Here is a 17,475-nt window from a genome sequence, read left to right as displayed (position 1 = left end):
CCGGCACGCCGCGCCGTCTTCCTGACAGAACACGATGGATAACGAACAAAAGCCCACGCCCCCTTCGAAAGACCCCGCGCCCGCCGCCGCACGGCGCCCGCGCCGCACGCTGCTGCTCGGCACCGTCGCGGTCGTCGTCATCGGCGGCCTGCTGTGGTGGCATCCGTGGAACCGCACGCCCGCGGCAGGCAGTTCAGCGCAAGGCGCGGGCGCCAGCGCGGCCGCTGGCAGCCATCGCGGCCGCGGCGGCCCCGCCGCGATGGCGAACGTTCCGCAGCCGGTGCAGGTCGCCACCGCGACGCAGGGCGAAATGCCGATCGTGCTGTCCGCGCTCGGCACCGTCACGCCGCTCGCGAACGTGACGGTGAAGACGCAACTGTCGGGCTATCTGCAATCGGTGTCGTTCCAGGAAGGCCAGATCGTCAAGAAGGGCGACGTGCTCGCGCAGATCGACCCGCGTCCGTACCAGGTCGCGCTCGAGAACGCCGAAGGCACGCATGCGCGCGACGCGGCGCTGCTCGCGACGGCCCGCCTCGACCTGAAGCGCTACCAGACGCTGCTGTCGCAGGACTCGATCGCGTCGCAAACCGTCGATACGCAGGCGTCGCTCGTCAAGCAGTACGAAGGCGCGGTGAAGACCGACCAGGCCGCGATCGATTCCGCGAAACTGAACCTCACGTATGCGCGCATCACGGCGCCGGTGTCGGGCCGCGTCGGCCTGCGCCAGGTCGACCCGGGCAACTACGTGACGCCGGGCGACACCAACGGCATCGTCGTGATCACGCAGTTGCAGCCGATGAGCGTGATCTTCACGACGTCGGAAGACAACCTGCCGCAGATCCTCAAGCAGGTGAACGCGGGCCGGAAGCTGTCGGTCACCGCGTACAACCGCAACAACACGGTGCCGCTCGAGACGGGTTCGCTCGCGACGCTCGACAACCAGATCGACACGAGCACCGGCACGGTCAAGCTGCGCGCGAACTTCGATAACAAGGAAGGCATGCTGTTCCCGAATCAGTTCGTGAACACGCGGCTGCTCGTCGACGTGCTGCGCAACGCGACGATCGTGCCGACCTCCGCGGTGCTGACCGGCTCGATCGGCCAGTTCGTGTACGTCGTGAAGCCCGACAACACGGTGACCGTGCGCAAGGTCACGATCGGCCCGGTCGACGGCGAACGCACGAGCATCGTCAGCGGCGTGACGCTCGGCGAGCGCGTGGTGACCGACGGCTCGGACCGCCTGCGCGAAGGCTCGAAGATCTCGATTCCGGCCGACAAGCCGAAAGGCGCCTCGGGCGTGCACGGCGCCGGCGCGGCGTCGGGCGCATCGGCTGCGTCCGGTGCAGCCGGCCATCGCGGCGGACACCGGCACGGCGCGTCGCAAGCCGCGGCCCCCGCGGCCCAGTAACGCGCGGGCCGCTCGATGAATCCATCCCGCCTCTTCATTCTCCGGCCGGTCGGCACCGCCCTCCTGATGGCGGCGATCATGCTGGCCGGCCTCGTCGCGCTGCGCTTTCTGCCGCTCGCCGCGCTGCCCGAGGTCGACTACCCGACGATCCAGGTCCAGACCTTCTACCCGGGCGCGAGCCCGGAGGTAATGACGTCGTCGGTCACCGCGCCGCTCGAACGCCAGTTCGGGCAGATGCCGTCGCTGAACCAGATGTCGTCGCAAAGCTCCGCCGGTGCGTCGGTGATCACGCTGCAGTTCTCGCTCGACCTGCCGCTCGACATCGCCGAACAGGAAGTGCAGGCCGCGATCAACGCGGCCGGCAACCTGCTGCCGTCCGACCTGCCGGCTCCGCCGATCTACGCGAAGGTGAACCCGGCCGATGCACCGGTGCTGACGCTCGCCGTCAAGTCGAAGACGCTGCCGCTCACGCAGGTGCAGGACCTGGCCGACACGCGCCTCGCGATGAAGATCTCGCAGATCGCCGGCGTCGGCCTCGTCAGCCTGTCGGGCGGCAACCGCCCGGCCGTGCGGATCCAGGCGAACCCGACCGCGCTCGCGCAGTACGGGATGAACCTCGACGACCTGCGCACGACGATCTCGAACCTGAACGTCAACACGCCGAAGGGCAACTTCGACGGCCCGACGCGCGCGTACACGATCAACGCGAACGACCAGCTGACGAGCGCCGACCAGTACAACAGCGCGGTCGTCGCGTACAAGAACGGCCGCCCGGTGATGCTGACCGACGTCGCGACGGTCGTCGCCGGCTCGGAGAACACCAAGCTCGGCGCGTGGGTGAATGCGGACCCGGCGATCATCCTGAACGTGCAGCGCCAGCCGGGCGCGAACGTGATCGCGACCGTCGACGCGATCAAGGCGCAGTTGCCGAAGCTGCAGGAAACGCTGCCGGCCGCGCTCGACGTCGAGATCGTCACCGATCGCACGACGATGATCCGCGCGGCCGTGCGCGACGTGCAGTTCGAGCTGCTGCTCGCGGTCGCGCTGGTCGTGCTGGTGATGTACCTGTTCCTCGCGAACGTCTACGCGACGATCATCCCGAGCCTGTCGGTGCCGCTGTCGCTGATCGGCACGCTCGCGGTGATGTACATGGCCGGCTTCTCGCTGAACAACCTGTCGCTGATGGCGCTCACCATCGCGACCGGCTTCGTCGTCGACGATGCGATCGTGATGATCGAGAACATCGCGCGCTACGTCGAGGAAGGCGAATCGGGACTCGAGGCCGCGCTGAAGGGCTCGCGGCAGATCGGCTTCACGATCATCTCGCTGACGGTCTCGCTGATCGCGGTGCTGATCCCGCTGCTGTTCATGGGCGACGTGGTCGGGCGCCTCTTCCACGAATTCGCGATCACGCTCGCGGTGACGATCGTGATCTCGGCGATCGTGTCGCTCACGCTCGTGCCGATGATGTGCGCGAAGCTGCTGCGCCATTCGCCGCCGCCGGAGAGCCACCGCTTCGAGGCGCGCGTGCACCGGGCAATCGACTGGGTGATCGCGCGCTACGCGGTCGCGCTCGAATGGGTGCTGAACCGCCAGCGCTCGACGCTCGTCGTCGCGCTGCTGACGCTCGGGCTGACCGCCCTGCTCTATGTGTTCGTGCCGAAGGGCTTCTTCCCCGCGCAGGACACCGGCGTGATCCAGGCGATCACGCAGGCGCCGCAGTCGATCTCGTACGGCGCGATGGCCGAACGCCAGCAGGCGCTCGCGGCCGCAATCCTGAAGGATCCGAACGTCGACAGCCTCACGTCGTTCATCGGCGTCGACGGCAGCAACATCACGCTGAACAGCGGCCGGATGCTGATCAACCTGAAGGCCCGCGACGAACGCACCGAAACCGCCGCGCAGATCATCCGCGACCTGCAGCAGCGCGTGTCGAACATCACCGGCATCTCGCTGTTCATGCAGCCGGTGCAGGACCTGACGATCGACTCGACGGTCAGCCCGACGCAGTACCAGTTCATGCTGACGAGCCCCAACTCGGAAGAATTCGCGACCTGGGTGCCGAAACTCGTCGCGCGGCTGCAGCAGGAGCCGTCGCTCGCCGACGTCGCGACCGACCTGCAGAGCAACGGCCAGTCGGTGTACATCGAGATCGACCGCCCGAGCGCCGCGCGCTTCGGCATCACGCCGGCGACCGTCGACAACGCGCTGTACGACGCGTTCGGCCAGCGCATCGTGTCGACGATCTTCACGCAGTCGAACCAGTACCGCGTGATTCTCGAATCGGAGCCGAAGGAGCAGCACTACGCGCAATCGCTGAACGACATCTACCTGCCGTCGGCCGGCGGCGGCCAGGTGCCGCTGTCGTCGATCGCGTCGTTCCACGAGCGGCCGTCGCCGCTGCTGGTCGCGCACCTATCGCAGTTCCCGTCGACGACGATCTCGTTCAACCTCGCACCGGGCGCGTCGCTCGGCGAAGCGGTCAAGGCGATCGAGGCCGCCGAGAAGGACATCGGCCTGCCCGGCTCGTTCCAGACGCGCTTCCAGGGCGCGGCGCTCGCGTTCCAGGCGTCGCTGTCGAACCAGCTGTTCCTGATCCTCGCGGCGGTCGTCACGATGTACATCGTGCTTGGCGTGCTGTACGAGAGCTACATCCACCCGATCACGATCCTGTCGACGCTGCCGTCGGCCGGCGTCGGCGCGCTGCTCGCGCTGATGATCACCGGGCACGACCTCGACATCATCGGGATCATCGGCATCGTGCTGCTGATCGGCATCGTGAAGAAGAACGCGATCATGATGATCGACTTCGCGCTCGAGGCCGAACGCGTCGAAGGCAAGCCGCCGCGCGAGGCGATCTACCAGGCCTGCCTGCTGCGCTTCCGGCCGATCCTGATGACGACGCTCGCCGCGCTGCTCGGCGCGGTGCCGCTGATCGTCGGCTCCGGCGCGGGCTCCGAGCTGCGCCAGCCGCTCGGGATCGCGATCGCCGGCGGCCTGATCGTGTCGCAGGTGCTGACGCTGTTCACGACGCCCGTGATCTACCTCGGCTTCGATTCGCTCGCGCGCCGCGTGCGCGGCTGGTTCGAACGGCACGGCCCCCAGGCCGGCACGCGCACGGATGCGTAACCGATGAACCTGTCGCGCCCCTTCATCACCCGCCCCGTCGCGACGACGCTGCTCGCGCTCGGCGTCGCGCTCGCGGGCCTGTTCGCGTTCATCAAGCTGCCGGTGTCGCCGCTGCCGCAGGTGGACTTCCCGACGATCTCGGTGCAGGCGTCGCTGCCGGGCGCGAGCCCGGAAACGGTCGCGACCAGCGTGACGAGCCCGCTCGAGCGGCACCTCGGCTCGATCGCGGACGTCTCCGAAATGACGTCGACGAGCACGGTCGGCAATGCGCGGATCATCCTGCAGTTCGGCCTGAACCGCGACATCGACGGCGCCGCGCGCGACGTGCAGGCCGCGATCAACGCGGCGCGCGCCGACCTGCCCGCCGCGCTGAAGAGCAACCCGACGTACCGCAAGGTCAACCCGGCCGATTCGCCGATCATGATCGTGTCGCTGACGTCGGAGACGTCGTCGCCCGCGAAGCTGTACGACGCCGCGTCCACGGTGCTGCAGCAGTCGCTGTCGCAGATCGACGGGATCGGCCAGGTCACCGTGAGCGGCTCCGCGAACCCGGCCGTGCGCGTCGAGCTCGAACCGCAGTCGCTGTTCCACTACGGGATCGGCCTCGAGGACGTGCGCGCGGCGCTGGCGTCCGCGAACGCCAACGCGCCGAAGGGCGCGATCGAATTCGGCCCGCAGCACTACCAGCTCTACACGAACGACCAGGCGTCCCAGGCGTCGCAATACCGCGACCTCGTCGTCGCCTACCGCAACGGCTCGGCCGTGCGGCTGTCCGACCTGTCGGACGTCGTCGATTCGGTCGAGGATCTGCGCAACCTCGGCCTGTCGAACGGCAAGCGCGCGGTGCTCGTGATCCTCTATCGCTCGCCCGGCGCGAACATCATCGACACGATCGACCGCGTGCGCGCGGCGCTGCCGCAGCTCACCGCGTCGCTGCCGGCCGACATCACGGTCACGCCGGTGCTCGACCGCTCGACCACCATCCGCGCATCGCTGAAGGACACCGAGCATACGCTACTGATCGCGGTCAGCCTCGTCGTGATGGTCGTGTTCCTGTTCCTGCGCAACTGGCGCGCGACGCTGATCCCGAGCGTCGCGGTGCCGATCTCGATCATCGGCACGTTCGGCGCGATGTACCTGCTCGGCTTCTCGATCGACAACCTGTCGCTGATGGCGCTGATCGTCGCGACCGGCTTCGTCGTCGACGATGCGATCGTCGTGCTCGAGAACATCTCGCGGCACATCGAGAACGGCAAGCCGCGGATGCAGGCCGCGTTCGACGGCGCGCGCGAAGTCGGCTTCACGGTGCTGTCGATGAGCATCTCGCTCGTCGCGGTGTTCCTGCCGATCCTGCTGATGGGCGGAATCGTCGGGCGGTTGTTCCGCGAGTTCGCGCTGACGCTGTCGCTCGCGATCGCCGTGTCGCTCGCGGTGTCGCTCACGGTCACGCCGATGATGTGCGCGCGCCTGCTGCCCGAACAGCACGACCCGCAAAGCGAGGGCCGCTTCGGGCGTTTCCTCGAACGCGGTTTCGCGCGCCTGCAGCGCGGCTACGAGCGCTCGCTGTCGTGGGCGCTGCGCCGGCCGCTCCTGATCCTGCTGACGCTGTTCGCGACGATCGGGCTGAACGTGTACCTGTACGTCGTCGTGCCGAAGGGCTTCTTCCCGCAGCAGGACACCGGGCTGATGATCGGCGGCATTCGGGCCGACCAGTCCACGTCGTTCCAGGCGATGAAGCTGAAGTTCTCCGAGATGATGCGGATCGTGCAGGCCAACCCGAACGTGAAGAGCGTCGCGGGCTTCACCGGCGGCACGCAAACCAACTCCGGCTTCATGTTCGTCACGCTGAAGGACCGCACCGAGCGCAAGCTGTCGGCCGACCAGGTGATCCAGCAGCTGCGCCCGCGGCTGGCGGACGTGGCCGGCGCGAGCACGTTCCTGCAGGCCGCGCAGGACATTCGCGTCGGCGGCCGGCAGAGCAACGCGCAGTACCAGTTCACGCTGCTCGGCGATTCGACCGCCGACCTGTACAAGTGGGGGCCGCTGCTGACCGAGGCGCTGCAGAAGCGCCCCGAGCTGACCGACGTGAACTCCGACCAGCAGCAAGGCGGCATGGAGGCCATGGTGACGATCGACCGCGCGACGGCCGCACGGTTCGGCATCAAGCCCGCGCAGATCGACAACACGCTGTACGACGCGTTCGGCCAGCGCCAGGTCTCGACGATCTACAACCCGCTGAACCAGTACCACGTCGTGATGGAAGTCGCGCCGAAATACTGGCAGAGCCCGGAGATGCTGAACCAGGTGTGGATCAGCACGTCGGGCGGCAGCGCGAACGGCTCGCAGACCACCAACGCGGCCGCCGGCACCTTCGTCGCGACCTCGGCCGGCACGTCGAGCGCCGGCACGGCCGCGCAAAGCGCCGCGGCGATCGCGTCCGACTCCGCGCGCAACCAGGCGCTCAACTCGATCGCGGCGAGCGGCAAGTCGAGCGCGTCGTCGGGCGCGTCGGTGTCGACGTCGAAGTCGACGATGATCCCGCTGTCGGCGATCGCGACCTTCGGGCCGAGCACGACGCCGCTGTCGGTCAACCACCAGGGGCTGTTCGTCGCGACGACGATCTCGTTCAACCTGCCGCCGGGCGTGTCGCTGTCGCAGGCGACGCAGGTGATCTACCAGACGATGGCGCAGGTCGGGGTTCCGCCGACGATCGTCGGCAGCTTCCAGGGCACCGCGCAGGCGTTCCAGCAGTCGATGAACGATCAGCCGATCCTGATCCTCGCCGCGCTGCTGGCCGTCTACATCGTGCTCGGGATCCTGTACGAGAGCTACATCCATCCGATCACGATCCTGTCGACGCTGCCGTCGGCCGGCGTCGGCGCGCTGCTCGCGCTGCTGCTGTTCAAGACCGAGTTCAGCATCATCGCGCTGATCGGCGTGATCCTGCTGATCGGCATCGTGAAGAAGAACGCGATCATGATGGTCGACTTCGCGATCGACCAGACGCGCAACCAAGGGAAGTCGTCGTTCGACGCGATCCACGAGGCGTGCCTGCTGCGCTTTCGCCCGATCATGATGACGACGATGGCGGCGCTGCTCGGCGCGCTGCCGCTCGCATTCGGCAACGGCGACGGCGCCGAATTGCGCGCGCCGCTCGGGATCGCGATCGCCGGCGGCCTGGTCATGTCGCAGGTGCTGACGCTCTATACGACGCCGGTCGTCTACCTGTACATGGACCGGTTCCGCGTATGGGCCGAGAAGCGCCGCAACCGCCGCGGCAATACCGGCGGGCCGGCCGTCGCCGGCGAGTAACGGCAAGTAGCGGCGAGTAGCGACGAGCGGCCGGACGCGAACGGGGCGGGGCATGTCGTACCGCCCCGCTCCGGCCGTCGGCCCGCGCCGCCGCGAAGGTCGCGCGCAGCCGGCATCCACGCCGGTGGGCCGCGACGACGGCCGACGGCGCTCAGCGGCGCTCGGCCTCGGCCGGATCGGCCAGCGCGTCCGCCAGGCGCCGGGCCGCGTCGTCGATCATTGCCGGTATCCGCCGCCATCGTGCGTCGCCCGGCACATCGAGCGCGACGCCGATCGCGAGCGCCCCGCCCGCATCCACCGGCATCGCGACGATGCCAGCCTCCTGCCACGACGCGCGTTGCCGGCCAAACCGCCGGACGGGCCGACCACCCGTGTCGGCCGCGTCGCTTTGGTCGTCCGCAGCGTCCTCTATCCGCCCCGCGAACCGCGCGCCGACGCGCGTGACGAGGCACGCGGCCCCGTCGGGCGCCGCCTGCGCGAGCACGACGACTTCCGCGCCATCCCGCCCGAGCAACTGCGCGGCGAGCCCGCTGCGCGCACACAACGCGTCCAGCACCGGCTGCGCGTGCGCGACCTCCGGCCGCGCGCCGAGATACGCGGCCGCGACCCGCGCGGCGGCCGGCCCCGGCCGATAGCGGCCGTGCGGATCGACGACCAGAAACGCATGCCGGACCAGCGTCCTCAGCAACCGCGCGATCGAGTTGCGCGGCACGTCGAGCCGCGTCGCCAGGTCCGCGGCGGTCGGGAGCGACGGCCCGGCCGCGACCGCTTCGAGAATCGCGAGCCCGCGCGCGAGCGCCGGCACCCGATGGCGCAACGCGCGGTCATCCATGTCGTGCAAGGTCATACAGGTCCCGTGCGTTGCGCGCATAGCGGCGCGGCGCCATCCCCGACCAGCGATGGAACGCGCGCGCGAACGCCTTCTCCGACGTGTAGCCGACCCGCTCGGCGATCTCGATCAGGCGCAGCTTGCCGTTCGCGAGCTCGCCGCTCGCCAGATACATCCGGTAGGCGGTCAGATGACCGATCGGCGTCTCGCCGACGAGTTCGGCGAAATGCGCGCAAAAGCGCGAACGCGACATGCCGGCCTCGGCCGCGAGGCTCGCGAGCTGCCAGTTGCGCCGCGGGTCGCGATGCATCAGCGCCATCGCGCGGCCGATCTGCGGATCGGTGAGGCCACGCAGCCAGCCCGTGTGATTCGCCGACGATTGCAGATGCGCGCGCAGCAGCTGCACGAACAGCACGTCGGCCAGGCGCGTCGCGGCGACCGCCCAGCCCGGCTGGCACGCCATCGATTCCTGGATGAAGCTCTGCAGCGTGCTCGCGAGCCACGGCGCGACGGCCGCATCGTTGGCGCGCACGTGGATCAGCGTCGGCAACACCGAGAACAGCGGGCTGCGCACGATGTCGCGATACACGACGATCCCCGTATAGAGCTCGCTGGTCGCGCCGCCGCCGCCCGCGACGAACTCGAGCGGCGTATCGAAGCGCGGCCGGATGCCCTTGTCGGCCATCAGCGTGTCGAACGGCACGGGCGGCACGTCGAGCGACGACGCCATCACGTGCTCGTCGCCGTGCGGCAGCAGCACGAAGTCGCCCGGCTCGACGTGCACGGGCGCGGCGCCCGCGACCGCCAGGAAGAACGGGCTGCCCGAGCAGGTGCGAAACGGCGCGCCCGCGACGGCCGGCTTGCGGATCGCCCACGGCGCGCTCAGCGTGAAGCGTCCGGTGACGACCGCATCGGCCCGCAGGTCGGTCAGCACGTCGCTGAGAAGATCGGTCGTCATCGTCGAAGTCTCCGTGGAGCGCGCCGCCGCGTCAGAAGCGCTGCTGGATGCCCGCCATCGCGCCGACCTGGTTGCGGCCGGTGCCGACCGTGCCGCCTGCCGCCACCGCCGACGTGCCGAACGCGCTGTTCGTCATGTAACCGACGGACGTATAGACCAGCGTGCGCTTCGACAGGCTGTAATTCGCGCGCCCGACGAACAGGTTCGAGTCGTAGCGGCCGCGCAGCAGATAGCGCACGGCCTGTGCGTCGAATGATAGCGCCGGCGTCGCGTAGACCGTGCCGCCCGCGAAAAAGAGGTCCGACTGGCTGTGGGCCGCGGCCGCCGTGTTGCGGCGGATCCAGCCCGCGCCGAGCTTCGCGATGCCGAGCTTGACGTACGCATCGACGATCGTGCGCGTGTCCGTATAGCCTGGGCTCGACAGCGGCGCCGACGCGCCCGTGCCGCCGTGCATCACGTCGTACGATGCGGCCACGCCGAACTGCGGCGCGTCGTACGCGACCATCATCGTGTATTGCCGGCAGGCGACGGGGTCGCCCGGCACGTTGCCCGCGCAGTTCGTGGCCGACGGGCCGGCCGGGCCCGCCGCATCGCGCCCGGTGCTGTACGTACCGCCGAGCGTCACGCCGCCGAAGTGGCCGAGATAGCCGATCGCGCTGTCGCTGCGCGCGTTCGGCAGATAGCTGTCGAAGCTCGCCATCGAATGAATCGACGGGCCGATCACGTCGGCGTTGAGCAGCACGAGCATCGACATGTTCATCTGCCGCCCGAGCGTGAGCGTGCCGTACGGCGAATCGATGCCGACGTTCGCCTGCCGGCCGAACAGGCGGCCGCCGTAGTTCAGCGCGCCCGAGTTCAGCGCGAAGCCGTTTTCGAGCACGAAGAACGTGCGGTAGCCGCCGCCGAGCGCCTCGACGCCGCGCAACCCGAAGCGCGACGGCACTTCGCCGGTCAGCGACGGCATGCCGGCGACCGCGCCGCCGCCGGCCGCATGGTTGTAGTACTGCACGCCGGTGTCGACGATGCCGTACAGCGTCACGCTGCCCTGCGCCTGCGCGCCCGGCGATGCGGCGGCGGCCGCGAACGAGACGGCCGTCGCGGCCGTGCGAAAGGTTTTCATCGAAGTCTCCAGACCAATCGTGTAGTTATGCTTGATATTGACCGGCGACGCGCGGGGCGCCGCCGGCCGGTGGGGGATATCGGGTCGTTCAGGTCGCGAGCGGCGTATCGAACGGCATCGAACGCGGCCGCTCGCCGGTCGCGCGCCAGATCGCATCCGCCACCGCCGGCGCGACGGGCGGCAACGCGACCTCGCCGCAGCCCTGCGGATCGCGGTCGCTGTCGACGATCACCACCTCGATCTTCGGCATCGCGGCCAGGCCAAGCAGCGGATAGTCGGCGAAATTGCGCTGCACGACCGCGCCGTGCTCGAACGTGATTTCGCTCCTGAACGTGTTGGTGAGCGCAAAGCCGACGCCGCCCTCGACCATCTCGCGAATCAGCAGCGGATTGATCGCGCGGCCGCAGTCGATCCCGCACACGATCCGCTCGAGCTTCACGTTGCCGCGCGTCACGCGCACCTCGGCGACCGCCGCGACGTACGTGCTGAACGCGCCGCCGCGCCCGGTGTACAGCGAATACGCGACCCCGCGCGACAGGCCGGCCGGCGCGCGGCCGAACCAGTTCGCGCGCGCGGCCGTCGCATCGAGCACGCGCAGCGCGAGCGCATCGTGCTTCAGCAACGCGCGCCGGTATTGCACCGGGTCGGCCCGCACCGTATGCGCGAGCTCGTTCACGAAGCTTTCGAGGAAGAACACGGTCGACGTGCTGCCGACGCTGCGCATGAAGCTGACCGGGATCGGCTGCATCACCGTGACGGAATCGACCAGCAGGTTCGGCACGTCGTAGCAAAGGTCGTACAGGCCGTCGAGCATCGTCTCGTCCCAGCCGCCCGCCTTGTCGTAGCGGTCGCGCTTGATCGCCGCATACAGCGAATGGCCGGCGACGCGCGCATGCAGCGCGACCGGCAGGCCGTCGCGGCCGAGCGCCGCGCGAAACCGCGCGGACGCGCACGGCCGGTAGAAGCCGTGACGGATGTCGTCCTCGCGCGAGCGGATCACCTTCACGGGCCGCCCGACCGCCTTCGACGCGACGGCCGCATGCACGACGAAATCGGGCACGTACTTGCGGCCGAAGCTGCCGCCGAGAAACGTCGTGTTGACGATCACGCGCTCGGCCGGCACGCCGAACAGCGCCGACAGCGTCCAGCGCACCTTGTCCTGCCCCTGGATCGGCCCCCAGACCTCGATCTCGCCGGCCCGCACGTGCACGGTCGCATTGACGGGCTCCATCGTCGCGTGAGCGATGTACGGCGTGTGGTAGTCGGCTTCGACGACGTTGCCGGACTCGGCGAGATGGCGCCCGGGCTCGCCGACCTGCGTCGCGACCACCGCGTGCTCCGCCTGCAGCGCGCCCTTGCGCTGCGCGAGGATCGTCGTGCTGTCGAATGCCGGCGTCGGGCCCGCGTCCCACACGATGTCCGCCGCGTCGCACGCCTTCTTCGCCTGCCAGTAGGTCTGCGCGACGACGATCACCGCGTCCTTCGCGACCACGACGTCCGCCACGCCCGGCATCGCGCGCAATGCGTCGCGGTTCTTCACCGCGCTCGGCTTGCCGTTCAGCGTCGGCGCCATCGTCAGCGCGCCGACCAGCATGTCGGGCACCTGCACGTCGATGCCGAAGATCGCGCTGCCGTCGACCTTCGCGGGCACGTCGAGCTTGTGCAGCGGACGGCCGATCAGCGTGTGCGCGGAAGCCGGTTTCAGGCGCGGCTGCGGATCGTGCGGCAGCCTGGCCGCGTCGTCGACGAGCGCGCCGTACGACAGCGAACGCCCGCTCGGCGGATGGATGACGCGGCCGTCGCGCGTCACGCACTGCGTGTCGCGCACGCCGAGCCGCGCGGCGCCGGCCCGCAGGAACGCCGAGCGCGCCTGCGCCCCCGCGATCCGCAACCGCATGTAGAACATCGTCGCCGACATCGATGCGCCGACGAATTGCTGCGGCGCCTCGTTCGCGGCATCGATCCGGTACGCGTCGCGTCCCGTGACGAACTCGACCGTCACGCTGCGCCAGTCGGCATCCATCTCGTCGGCCAGCACCTGCGGCAGCCCGGTATGGACGCCCTGCCCGACTTCCGCCTGCGACAAGCCGATGATCGTCCGGCCGTCCGCGTCGACGCGAACCCAGTCGTTGATCTCGCGAAAGCGCGCGCCGTCGCCGGCCGCCTGCACGACGTCGCCGAATGCCAGCGGCAGCAGCAGGCTGCCCGCCAGCGCGACGCCGCCCTTCAGGAACACGCGTCGCGCCGCGTTCGGCACGGGCTGCGCCCGCACCGCGTCAGCCGGCCGCGACATGGATCGCCTCGCGAATGCGTTGATAGGTCGCGCAGCGGCACAGGTTCGTGACGGCCGCGTCGATCTGCGCGTCGATCGGCTTGCGGTGGCGCGCAAGCAGCGCGGCCGTCGCCATCACCATCCCCGACTGGCAATAGCCGCATTGCGGCACGTCCTTCTCGATCCACGCGCGCTGCACCGGATGCGAGCGGTCGTGCGACAGCCCTTCGATCGTCGTGATCGCGCGGCCCGCGACGCTCGCCGCCGGCAGCACGCACGCGCGCGCGGCTTCGCCGTCGAGATGCACGGTGCAGGCGCCGCACGCGCCGATGCCGCAGCCGTATTTGGTGCCCGTCAGTCTGGCCGAGTCGCGAATGACCCACAGGAGCGGCGTATCGGGATCGCCGTCGAAATCGAACGGCTGGCCGTTCAGCATGAAGCGCATCGTCTGTCTCCCTGTTGCGCATCGCCCGTTCGTCATCCGGCGGATGACGGCGATGGCTTGACAGGAATTCTTGGCGGCGCAAAAAGCGGCGCCAATGACCTTTGCTCCCGAAAAAGTAGCCGTTCGTCCAGATCGTTTCAGCCGACGAATGGCGCGTGCCGCCCGGTTCGCCGCGGCCCCGGCTTGCGGACGGGCCGCGATCGGCTATCGTGTGTCCATGCCCACCGCCGTCCCCTTCCCGGGAACCCGCCATGAACGTCCAGCTCAACCACACGATCGTCTGGTGCCGCGACAAGCATGCGTCGAGCCGCTTCCTCACCGAACTGCTGGAATTGCCGCCGCCAACGCCGTTCGGCGCGATGCTGGTCGTCGCGCTCGACAATCGCGTGTCGCTCGATTTTTACGAACAGGCGGGGGAGATCCGATCGCAGCATTACGCGTTCCTGATCGACGAGGCCGGCTTCGATCGCGTGCTCGCGCGCCTTCGCGAACGCGGCTTGCCGCACTGGGCCGATCCGGCGAAGCGGCAAGCCGGTGACATCTACCGCCACAACGGCGGACGCGGCGTCTACTTCGACGACCCGGACGGTCACTTCCTCGAAGTGATGACGCAGCCGTACGTGCTGAACGGCTAGCGCGACAGGCCGGCATGGCGCCGGCCCGGACGGCGCGGCGCGGGTCTCGCCCGGTTGCGGACGAAACCCGGACGACTGCCCCGGCTGCCGCCGGCTGCCGTTACTCGGCGGCGGCCGTCGTCTTGCGCGGACGACGCGCGCGCGGCGCCGCCTTGCGGGCCGGCTTCTTCGGCTTCGCGGCGGCCGGTGCTTCGGGAGTCGCGTCGACGGTTGCTTCGACCGACGCCACGCCGTGCGACGGTTGCGCGGCGTCGTCCCGAGCGCCGGAAGCGCGAGGCGCCGGCTCGGCGTGCCGCTCGTCATGCGCCGCGTCGCGATGCGGTTCGTCCGCATGCTGGCCGTGCGCGTGCGCATCGCCGCCATGCGGCGTGTCGCCCTGCGCGGCGGTGTCCGCCTTGCCGGCCGCGTGGCGACCGGCGGCCTTCGCGGCCGCGCCCTTCTTCGCGCCGGTCTTCTTCGCCGCGCTCTTGCGCGCACGCTTGCGCCCATCCTTCGCGTCGCCGTGCGCGTCGGCCACCGCGGGTGCTTCGGGCGTCTCGGGCGTGTCGGCCGGCGCCGCGTCGGCGACCTCGGCAAGTTCCGCGTCTTCCGCCTCGACCTGCACGCTTTCGTGAACGACCGATTCCGCCCGCTGCCCGCGACGGCGCGCCTCGCGGCCGGCCGGTACCGGCTCCGCCGCCCGTGTGCCATGGTGGCCGCCGTGGTGCGCCGCGCCGCCCTCACCACCCGCCGCAACGTGCTCGGCGGCCGCCGACTGGCGGGCCCGCGACACGAACGCGCCCGACTTGTCGTCGCGCCCCACTTCGAGCAGGCCGCGCGCCTGCGCCTCGTCCAGCAGGTTGCCGAACGCGCGGAACCCGTAATACGACTCGTTGAAATCCGGCTTGCGGCGCTTGATCGCGCTCTTGAGCACCGACGCCCAGATCTTGCCGACGTCGTCGCGCTCCGACGCGAGCGCGTCGAAGGTCTCGACCGCCAGCGCGATCGCCTCGGCCTTGCGCGCGTCCATGTCGTGCTTGCGCGACGGCTCGTCCGGCCGCTTCGCGCCGCCGTTGCCCGCGCGCTGCTGCTGTTCGCGCTTCGCGAGCGCACGCTGCTGCTCGCGCACCAGATCGTCGTAGAAGATGAATTCGTCGCAGTTCGCGACCAGCAGGTCCGACGTCGATTTCTTCACGCCGACGCCGATCACCTTCTTCGCGTTCTCGCGCAGCTTCGACACGAGCGGCGAAAAATCCGAATCGCCGCTGATGATCACGAACGTATCGACGTGCGACTTCGTGTAGCAGAGGTCGAGCGCGTCCACGACGAGCCGGATGTCAGCCGAATTCTTGCCCGACTGGCGCACGTGCGGAATCTCGATCAGCTCGAAGCTCGCTTCGTGCATCGACGCCTTGAAGCCCTTGTAGCGATCCCAGTCGCAATAGGCCTTCTTCACGACGATGCTGCCTTTGAGCAGCAGGCGCTCCAGCACGGGCTTGATGTCGAATTTCTCGTACTTCGCGTCGCGCACGCCGAGCGCGACGTTCTCGAAGTCGCAGAACACGGCCATGCTGACGTTGTCCAGGGGTAATGCCATGTGTACTCCAACCGGTGGGCCGCCGCGTTATTCACACGTGGCGGCGAAAAATGCATCGCGCACATGATAGCCGGTCGGCGCGTCATTCCCGCATCCATGTGAATGAATGACCGCCGGCCGCGCATGCCGGTGCGCCGGGAGCCGGTACGCCCGACTGCCGGTATGCCCCTTATTACGCGCCCGCCGCCGGGTCAATTCGACATTACACTTGAGTTATCGGTCGTCCGTCCCTATCTGGATGGATGACGCATCGAGCAAGGAGCGGTTTCATGACGACGAAGGTACTGCTGATTGGCGCGACCGGCCGGACGGGCCAGGCCTGCGCGGATCTGCTGCTCAAGCAGCCGGAGTTCGAGGTCACGGCGCTCGTGCGCCGGCACGGCTATGCGCTGGCGGGCGCACGGGTCGTCGAGGCCGATCTGACGAACGATTTCTCGCACGCTTTCCAGGGCATCACGCACGTGATCTACGCGGCCGGCTCGGCCGAATCGGACGGCGCGACCGAAGAGGAGCAGGTCGACCGCGACGCGGTGGCCCGCGCGGCCGACTACGCGCTCGCCTACAACGCACAGAAGCTCGTGGTGGTCAGCTCGCTGTCCGCGTACCGGCCCGAGCAGGGGCCGGACGCGCTGCACCACTATTCGCAGATGAAGCGCGAAGGCGACGACCGCGTGATCGCATCGGGCGTCGACTACGTGATCCTGCGCCCGGGCCCGCTCACCGACGATCCGGGCGTCGGCAAGATCGCGCTGACCGATACGTGGCTCGATCCCGCGCCGCCCGTGTCGCGCCAGGACGTGGCATGGGCCGCGATCGAGGCGATCAAGCTCGGCATTTCGCGCAAGATCGTCGGCTTCGTCGGCGGCAGCGTGCCGATCGAGCAGGCGTTGCGCGCATGACGGCCCGTTGCGCGCCGCCGGCAGGCGGCGCATGCCCGTGCCCGCGGCCCGCACGACGGGCCGTTTTCATGCGCGGGGCAGCCGCTTACTGCTTCGGATGCGCGTCGGCCCACGCCTTCACGGCGGCAAGCGTGTTCTCGACATGCTTGTCGGGCGACAGGCTCGTGTATTCGTAGAGAATCTTCCCTTCCGGCGAAATCACGTAGGACACGCGGTTCGCCCGGTCGAGCGCCGGCAGCTTCGCGTCGTATTCGCGGATGATCTTCGCGTCCGGGTCGGCCGCGACCGGGAATTTGCTCCGGCACTCGCTCACCGAGAACTTCGTCAGCGTGTCGATGTTGTCGGCCGACACGCCGATCACCGTCGCGCCGTAAGCCTTGTAACGGTCGACCGCGTCCGCGAACGCATGCGCCTCGATCGTGCAACCCTTCGTGAACGCCGCCGGATAGAAATACAGCACGACCGGCCCCTGCTTCAGCGCGTCCGCGAGCGAGTACGTGTAAGTCTTGCCGCCCAGCGACGCCTGCGTCGTGAAATCGGGCGCCGCGGCGCCCGGCTTCAGTTCCGCCTGCGCCAGCAGCGCATGGCCGGCCATCAGCGCCGCCATGGCGCCCAGCAACAGTTTTCGCTTCATCTGCGTCCTCATTTCTTATAAAGTCAGCCTCGATGCAGGCCCCTCAGGCGTTCGCCTGACGAACACCTGCCTCGTTGATCCGGACCGCGACAGCCCCGCGCGCGGCCGGCCCGTTAAAGATTTCTGACAGTCTGCCGTTATTCCTTCCGGACAACCGGTTCCAGCCCTTCACGTCAGCGAGAAACATGGAAGCCAACAGGAAACAGACGTCACGCAAGGGCTCCTGGCGCAGCGCCTTGCATACGCTGCGCCGCTTCG

At 69.1% G+C, this 17,475-nt stretch carries 12 protein-coding genes; 5 read left to right on the top strand and 7 right to left on the bottom strand.

What is annotated here, in order from left to right:
• Positions 1-34 precede the first annotated feature (34 nt).
• Genes KU887_RS06060 through KU887_RS06050 form a run of 3 tightly spaced genes read left to right on the top strand, consistent with a single transcriptional unit; the run spans position 35 to position 7,849 of the window.
• Positions 35-1,408, top strand: a complete 1,374-nt coding sequence (locus KU887_RS06060) for an MdtA/MuxA family multidrug efflux RND transporter periplasmic adaptor subunit (RefSeq protein WP_048989222.1) — start codon at positions 35-37, stop codon at positions 1,406-1,408.
• Positions 1,409-1,423: 15 nt separating this feature from the next.
• Positions 1,424-4,537 carry an MdtB/MuxB family multidrug efflux RND transporter permease subunit gene (locus KU887_RS06055; protein ID WP_258255197.1) on the top strand — a complete coding sequence of 1,038 codons (3,114 nt, stop codon included), beginning with the start codon at positions 1,424-1,426 and terminating at the stop codon, positions 4,535-4,537.
• Positions 4,538-4,540: 3 nt separating this feature from the next.
• A complete protein-coding gene (locus KU887_RS06050) occupies positions 4,541-7,849 on the top strand; it encodes an efflux RND transporter permease subunit (protein WP_006490735.1) in 3,309 nt (1,102 codons plus the stop codon).
• 151 nt (positions 7,850-8,000) lie between these two features.
• Here KU887_RS06050 and KU887_RS06045 read toward each other — a convergent pair whose 3' ends face one another.
• The 5 genes from KU887_RS06045 to KU887_RS06025 form a co-directional block, all read right to left on the bottom strand.
• Positions 8,001-8,696, bottom strand: a complete 696-nt coding sequence (locus KU887_RS06045) for a helix-turn-helix domain-containing protein (protein WP_034200805.1) — start codon at positions 8,694-8,696, stop codon at positions 8,001-8,003.
• Entirely contained in the window at positions 8,674-9,636 is a 963-nt protein-coding gene (locus KU887_RS06040; protein ID WP_048989224.1) for an AraC family transcriptional regulator, read from the bottom strand. The genes KU887_RS06045 and KU887_RS06040 overlap by 23 nt, the downstream gene beginning before the upstream one ends.
• A gap of 31 nt (positions 9,637-9,667) precedes the next feature.
• Positions 9,668-10,756, bottom strand: coding sequence for a porin (locus tag KU887_RS06035; RefSeq protein ID WP_006491251.1), 1,089 nt, complete (start codon positions 10,754-10,756; stop codon positions 9,668-9,670).
• Positions 10,757-10,844: 88 nt separating this feature from the next.
• Positions 10,845-13,049 (bottom strand): molybdopterin cofactor-binding domain-containing protein, encoded by a 2,205-nt coding sequence (locus KU887_RS06030; RefSeq protein WP_034200807.1) that lies wholly within the window; start codon positions 13,047-13,049, stop codon positions 10,845-10,847.
• Positions 13,033-13,473 (bottom strand): (2Fe-2S)-binding protein, encoded by a 441-nt coding sequence (locus KU887_RS06025; RefSeq protein WP_258255195.1) that lies wholly within the window; start codon positions 13,471-13,473, stop codon positions 13,033-13,035. The genes KU887_RS06030 and KU887_RS06025 overlap by 17 nt, the downstream gene beginning before the upstream one ends.
• Before the next feature lie 251 nt (positions 13,474-13,724).
• Between KU887_RS06025 and KU887_RS06020 the strand changes: the two genes are divergently transcribed.
• Positions 13,725-14,108, top strand: a complete 384-nt coding sequence (locus KU887_RS06020; RefSeq protein ID WP_006491250.1) for a VOC family protein — start codon at positions 13,725-13,727, stop codon at positions 14,106-14,108.
• A 100-nt stretch (positions 14,109-14,208) separates the two neighbouring features.
• Here KU887_RS06020 and KU887_RS06015 read toward each other — a convergent pair whose 3' ends face one another.
• Complete coding sequence (locus tag KU887_RS06015; protein WP_111442403.1) at positions 14,209-15,684, bottom strand: NYN domain-containing protein; 1,476 nt, start codon at positions 15,682-15,684, stop codon at positions 14,209-14,211.
• A gap of 269 nt (positions 15,685-15,953) precedes the next feature.
• Between KU887_RS06015 and KU887_RS06010 the strand changes: the two genes are divergently transcribed.
• The gene (locus KU887_RS06010; RefSeq protein WP_034200810.1) at positions 15,954-16,583 is read left to right on the top strand and encodes an SDR family oxidoreductase; all 630 of its coding nucleotides are present in this window, start codon (positions 15,954-15,956) and stop codon (positions 16,581-16,583) included.
• A gap of 85 nt (positions 16,584-16,668) precedes the next feature.
• On the opposite strand, the gene KU887_RS06005 is transcribed toward KU887_RS06010, so the two are convergent.
• Positions 16,669-17,217: a peroxiredoxin gene (locus KU887_RS06005; RefSeq protein WP_006497688.1), complete on the bottom strand. Its 549-nt coding sequence runs from the start codon at positions 17,215-17,217 to the stop codon at positions 16,669-16,671.
• Positions 17,218-17,475 lie beyond the last annotated feature (258 nt).

Source organism: Burkholderia sp. EMB26 (genome assembly GCF_024730645.1).
GTDB lineage: Bacteria > Pseudomonadota > Gammaproteobacteria > Burkholderiales > Burkholderiaceae > Burkholderia > Burkholderia cenocepacia.
Note: the sequence above shows the minus strand (reverse complement) of the source record. Positions and strands in the feature narration are given on the sequence as shown.

What these genes read in the sequence shown, in the direction of transcription:
- KU887_RS06020 (WP_006491250.1), top strand. Translation starts at nt 13,725, where the DNA reads ATGAACGTCCAGCTCAACCACACGATCGTCTGGTGCCGCGACAAGCAT.
- KU887_RS06010 (WP_034200810.1), top strand. Translation starts at nt 15,954, where the DNA reads ATGACGACGAAGGTACTGCTGATTGGCGCGACCGGCCGGACGGGCCAG.
- KU887_RS06005 (WP_006497688.1), bottom strand. Translation starts at nt 17,217, where the DNA reads ATGAAGCGAAAACTGTTGCTGGGCGCCATGGCGGCGCTGATGGCCGGC.
- KU887_RS06025 (WP_258255195.1), bottom strand. Translation starts at nt 13,473, where the DNA reads ATGCGCTTCATGCTGAACGGCCAGCCGTTCGATTTCGACGGCGATCCC.
- KU887_RS06035 (WP_006491251.1), bottom strand. Translation starts at nt 10,756, where the DNA reads ATGAAAACCTTTCGCACGGCCGCGACGGCCGTCTCGTTCGCGGCCGCC.
- KU887_RS06015 (WP_111442403.1), bottom strand. Translation starts at nt 15,684, where the DNA reads ATGGCATTACCCCTGGACAACGTCAGCATGGCCGTGTTCTGCGACTTC.
- KU887_RS06060 (WP_048989222.1), top strand. Translation starts at nt 35, where the DNA reads ATGGATAACGAACAAAAGCCCACGCCCCCTTCGAAAGACCCCGCGCCC.
- KU887_RS06050 (WP_006490735.1), top strand. Translation starts at nt 4,541, where the DNA reads ATGAACCTGTCGCGCCCCTTCATCACCCGCCCCGTCGCGACGACGCTG.
- KU887_RS06030 (WP_034200807.1), bottom strand. Translation starts at nt 13,049, where the DNA reads ATGTCGCGGCCGGCTGACGCGGTGCGGGCGCAGCCCGTGCCGAACGCG.
- KU887_RS06040 (WP_048989224.1), bottom strand. Translation starts at nt 9,636, where the DNA reads ATGACGACCGATCTTCTCAGCGACGTGCTGACCGACCTGCGGGCCGAT.
- KU887_RS06055 (WP_258255197.1), top strand. Translation starts at nt 1,424, where the DNA reads ATGAATCCATCCCGCCTCTTCATTCTCCGGCCGGTCGGCACCGCCCTC.
- KU887_RS06045 (WP_034200805.1), bottom strand. Translation starts at nt 8,696, where the DNA reads ATGACCTTGCACGACATGGATGACCGCGCGTTGCGCCATCGGGTGCCG.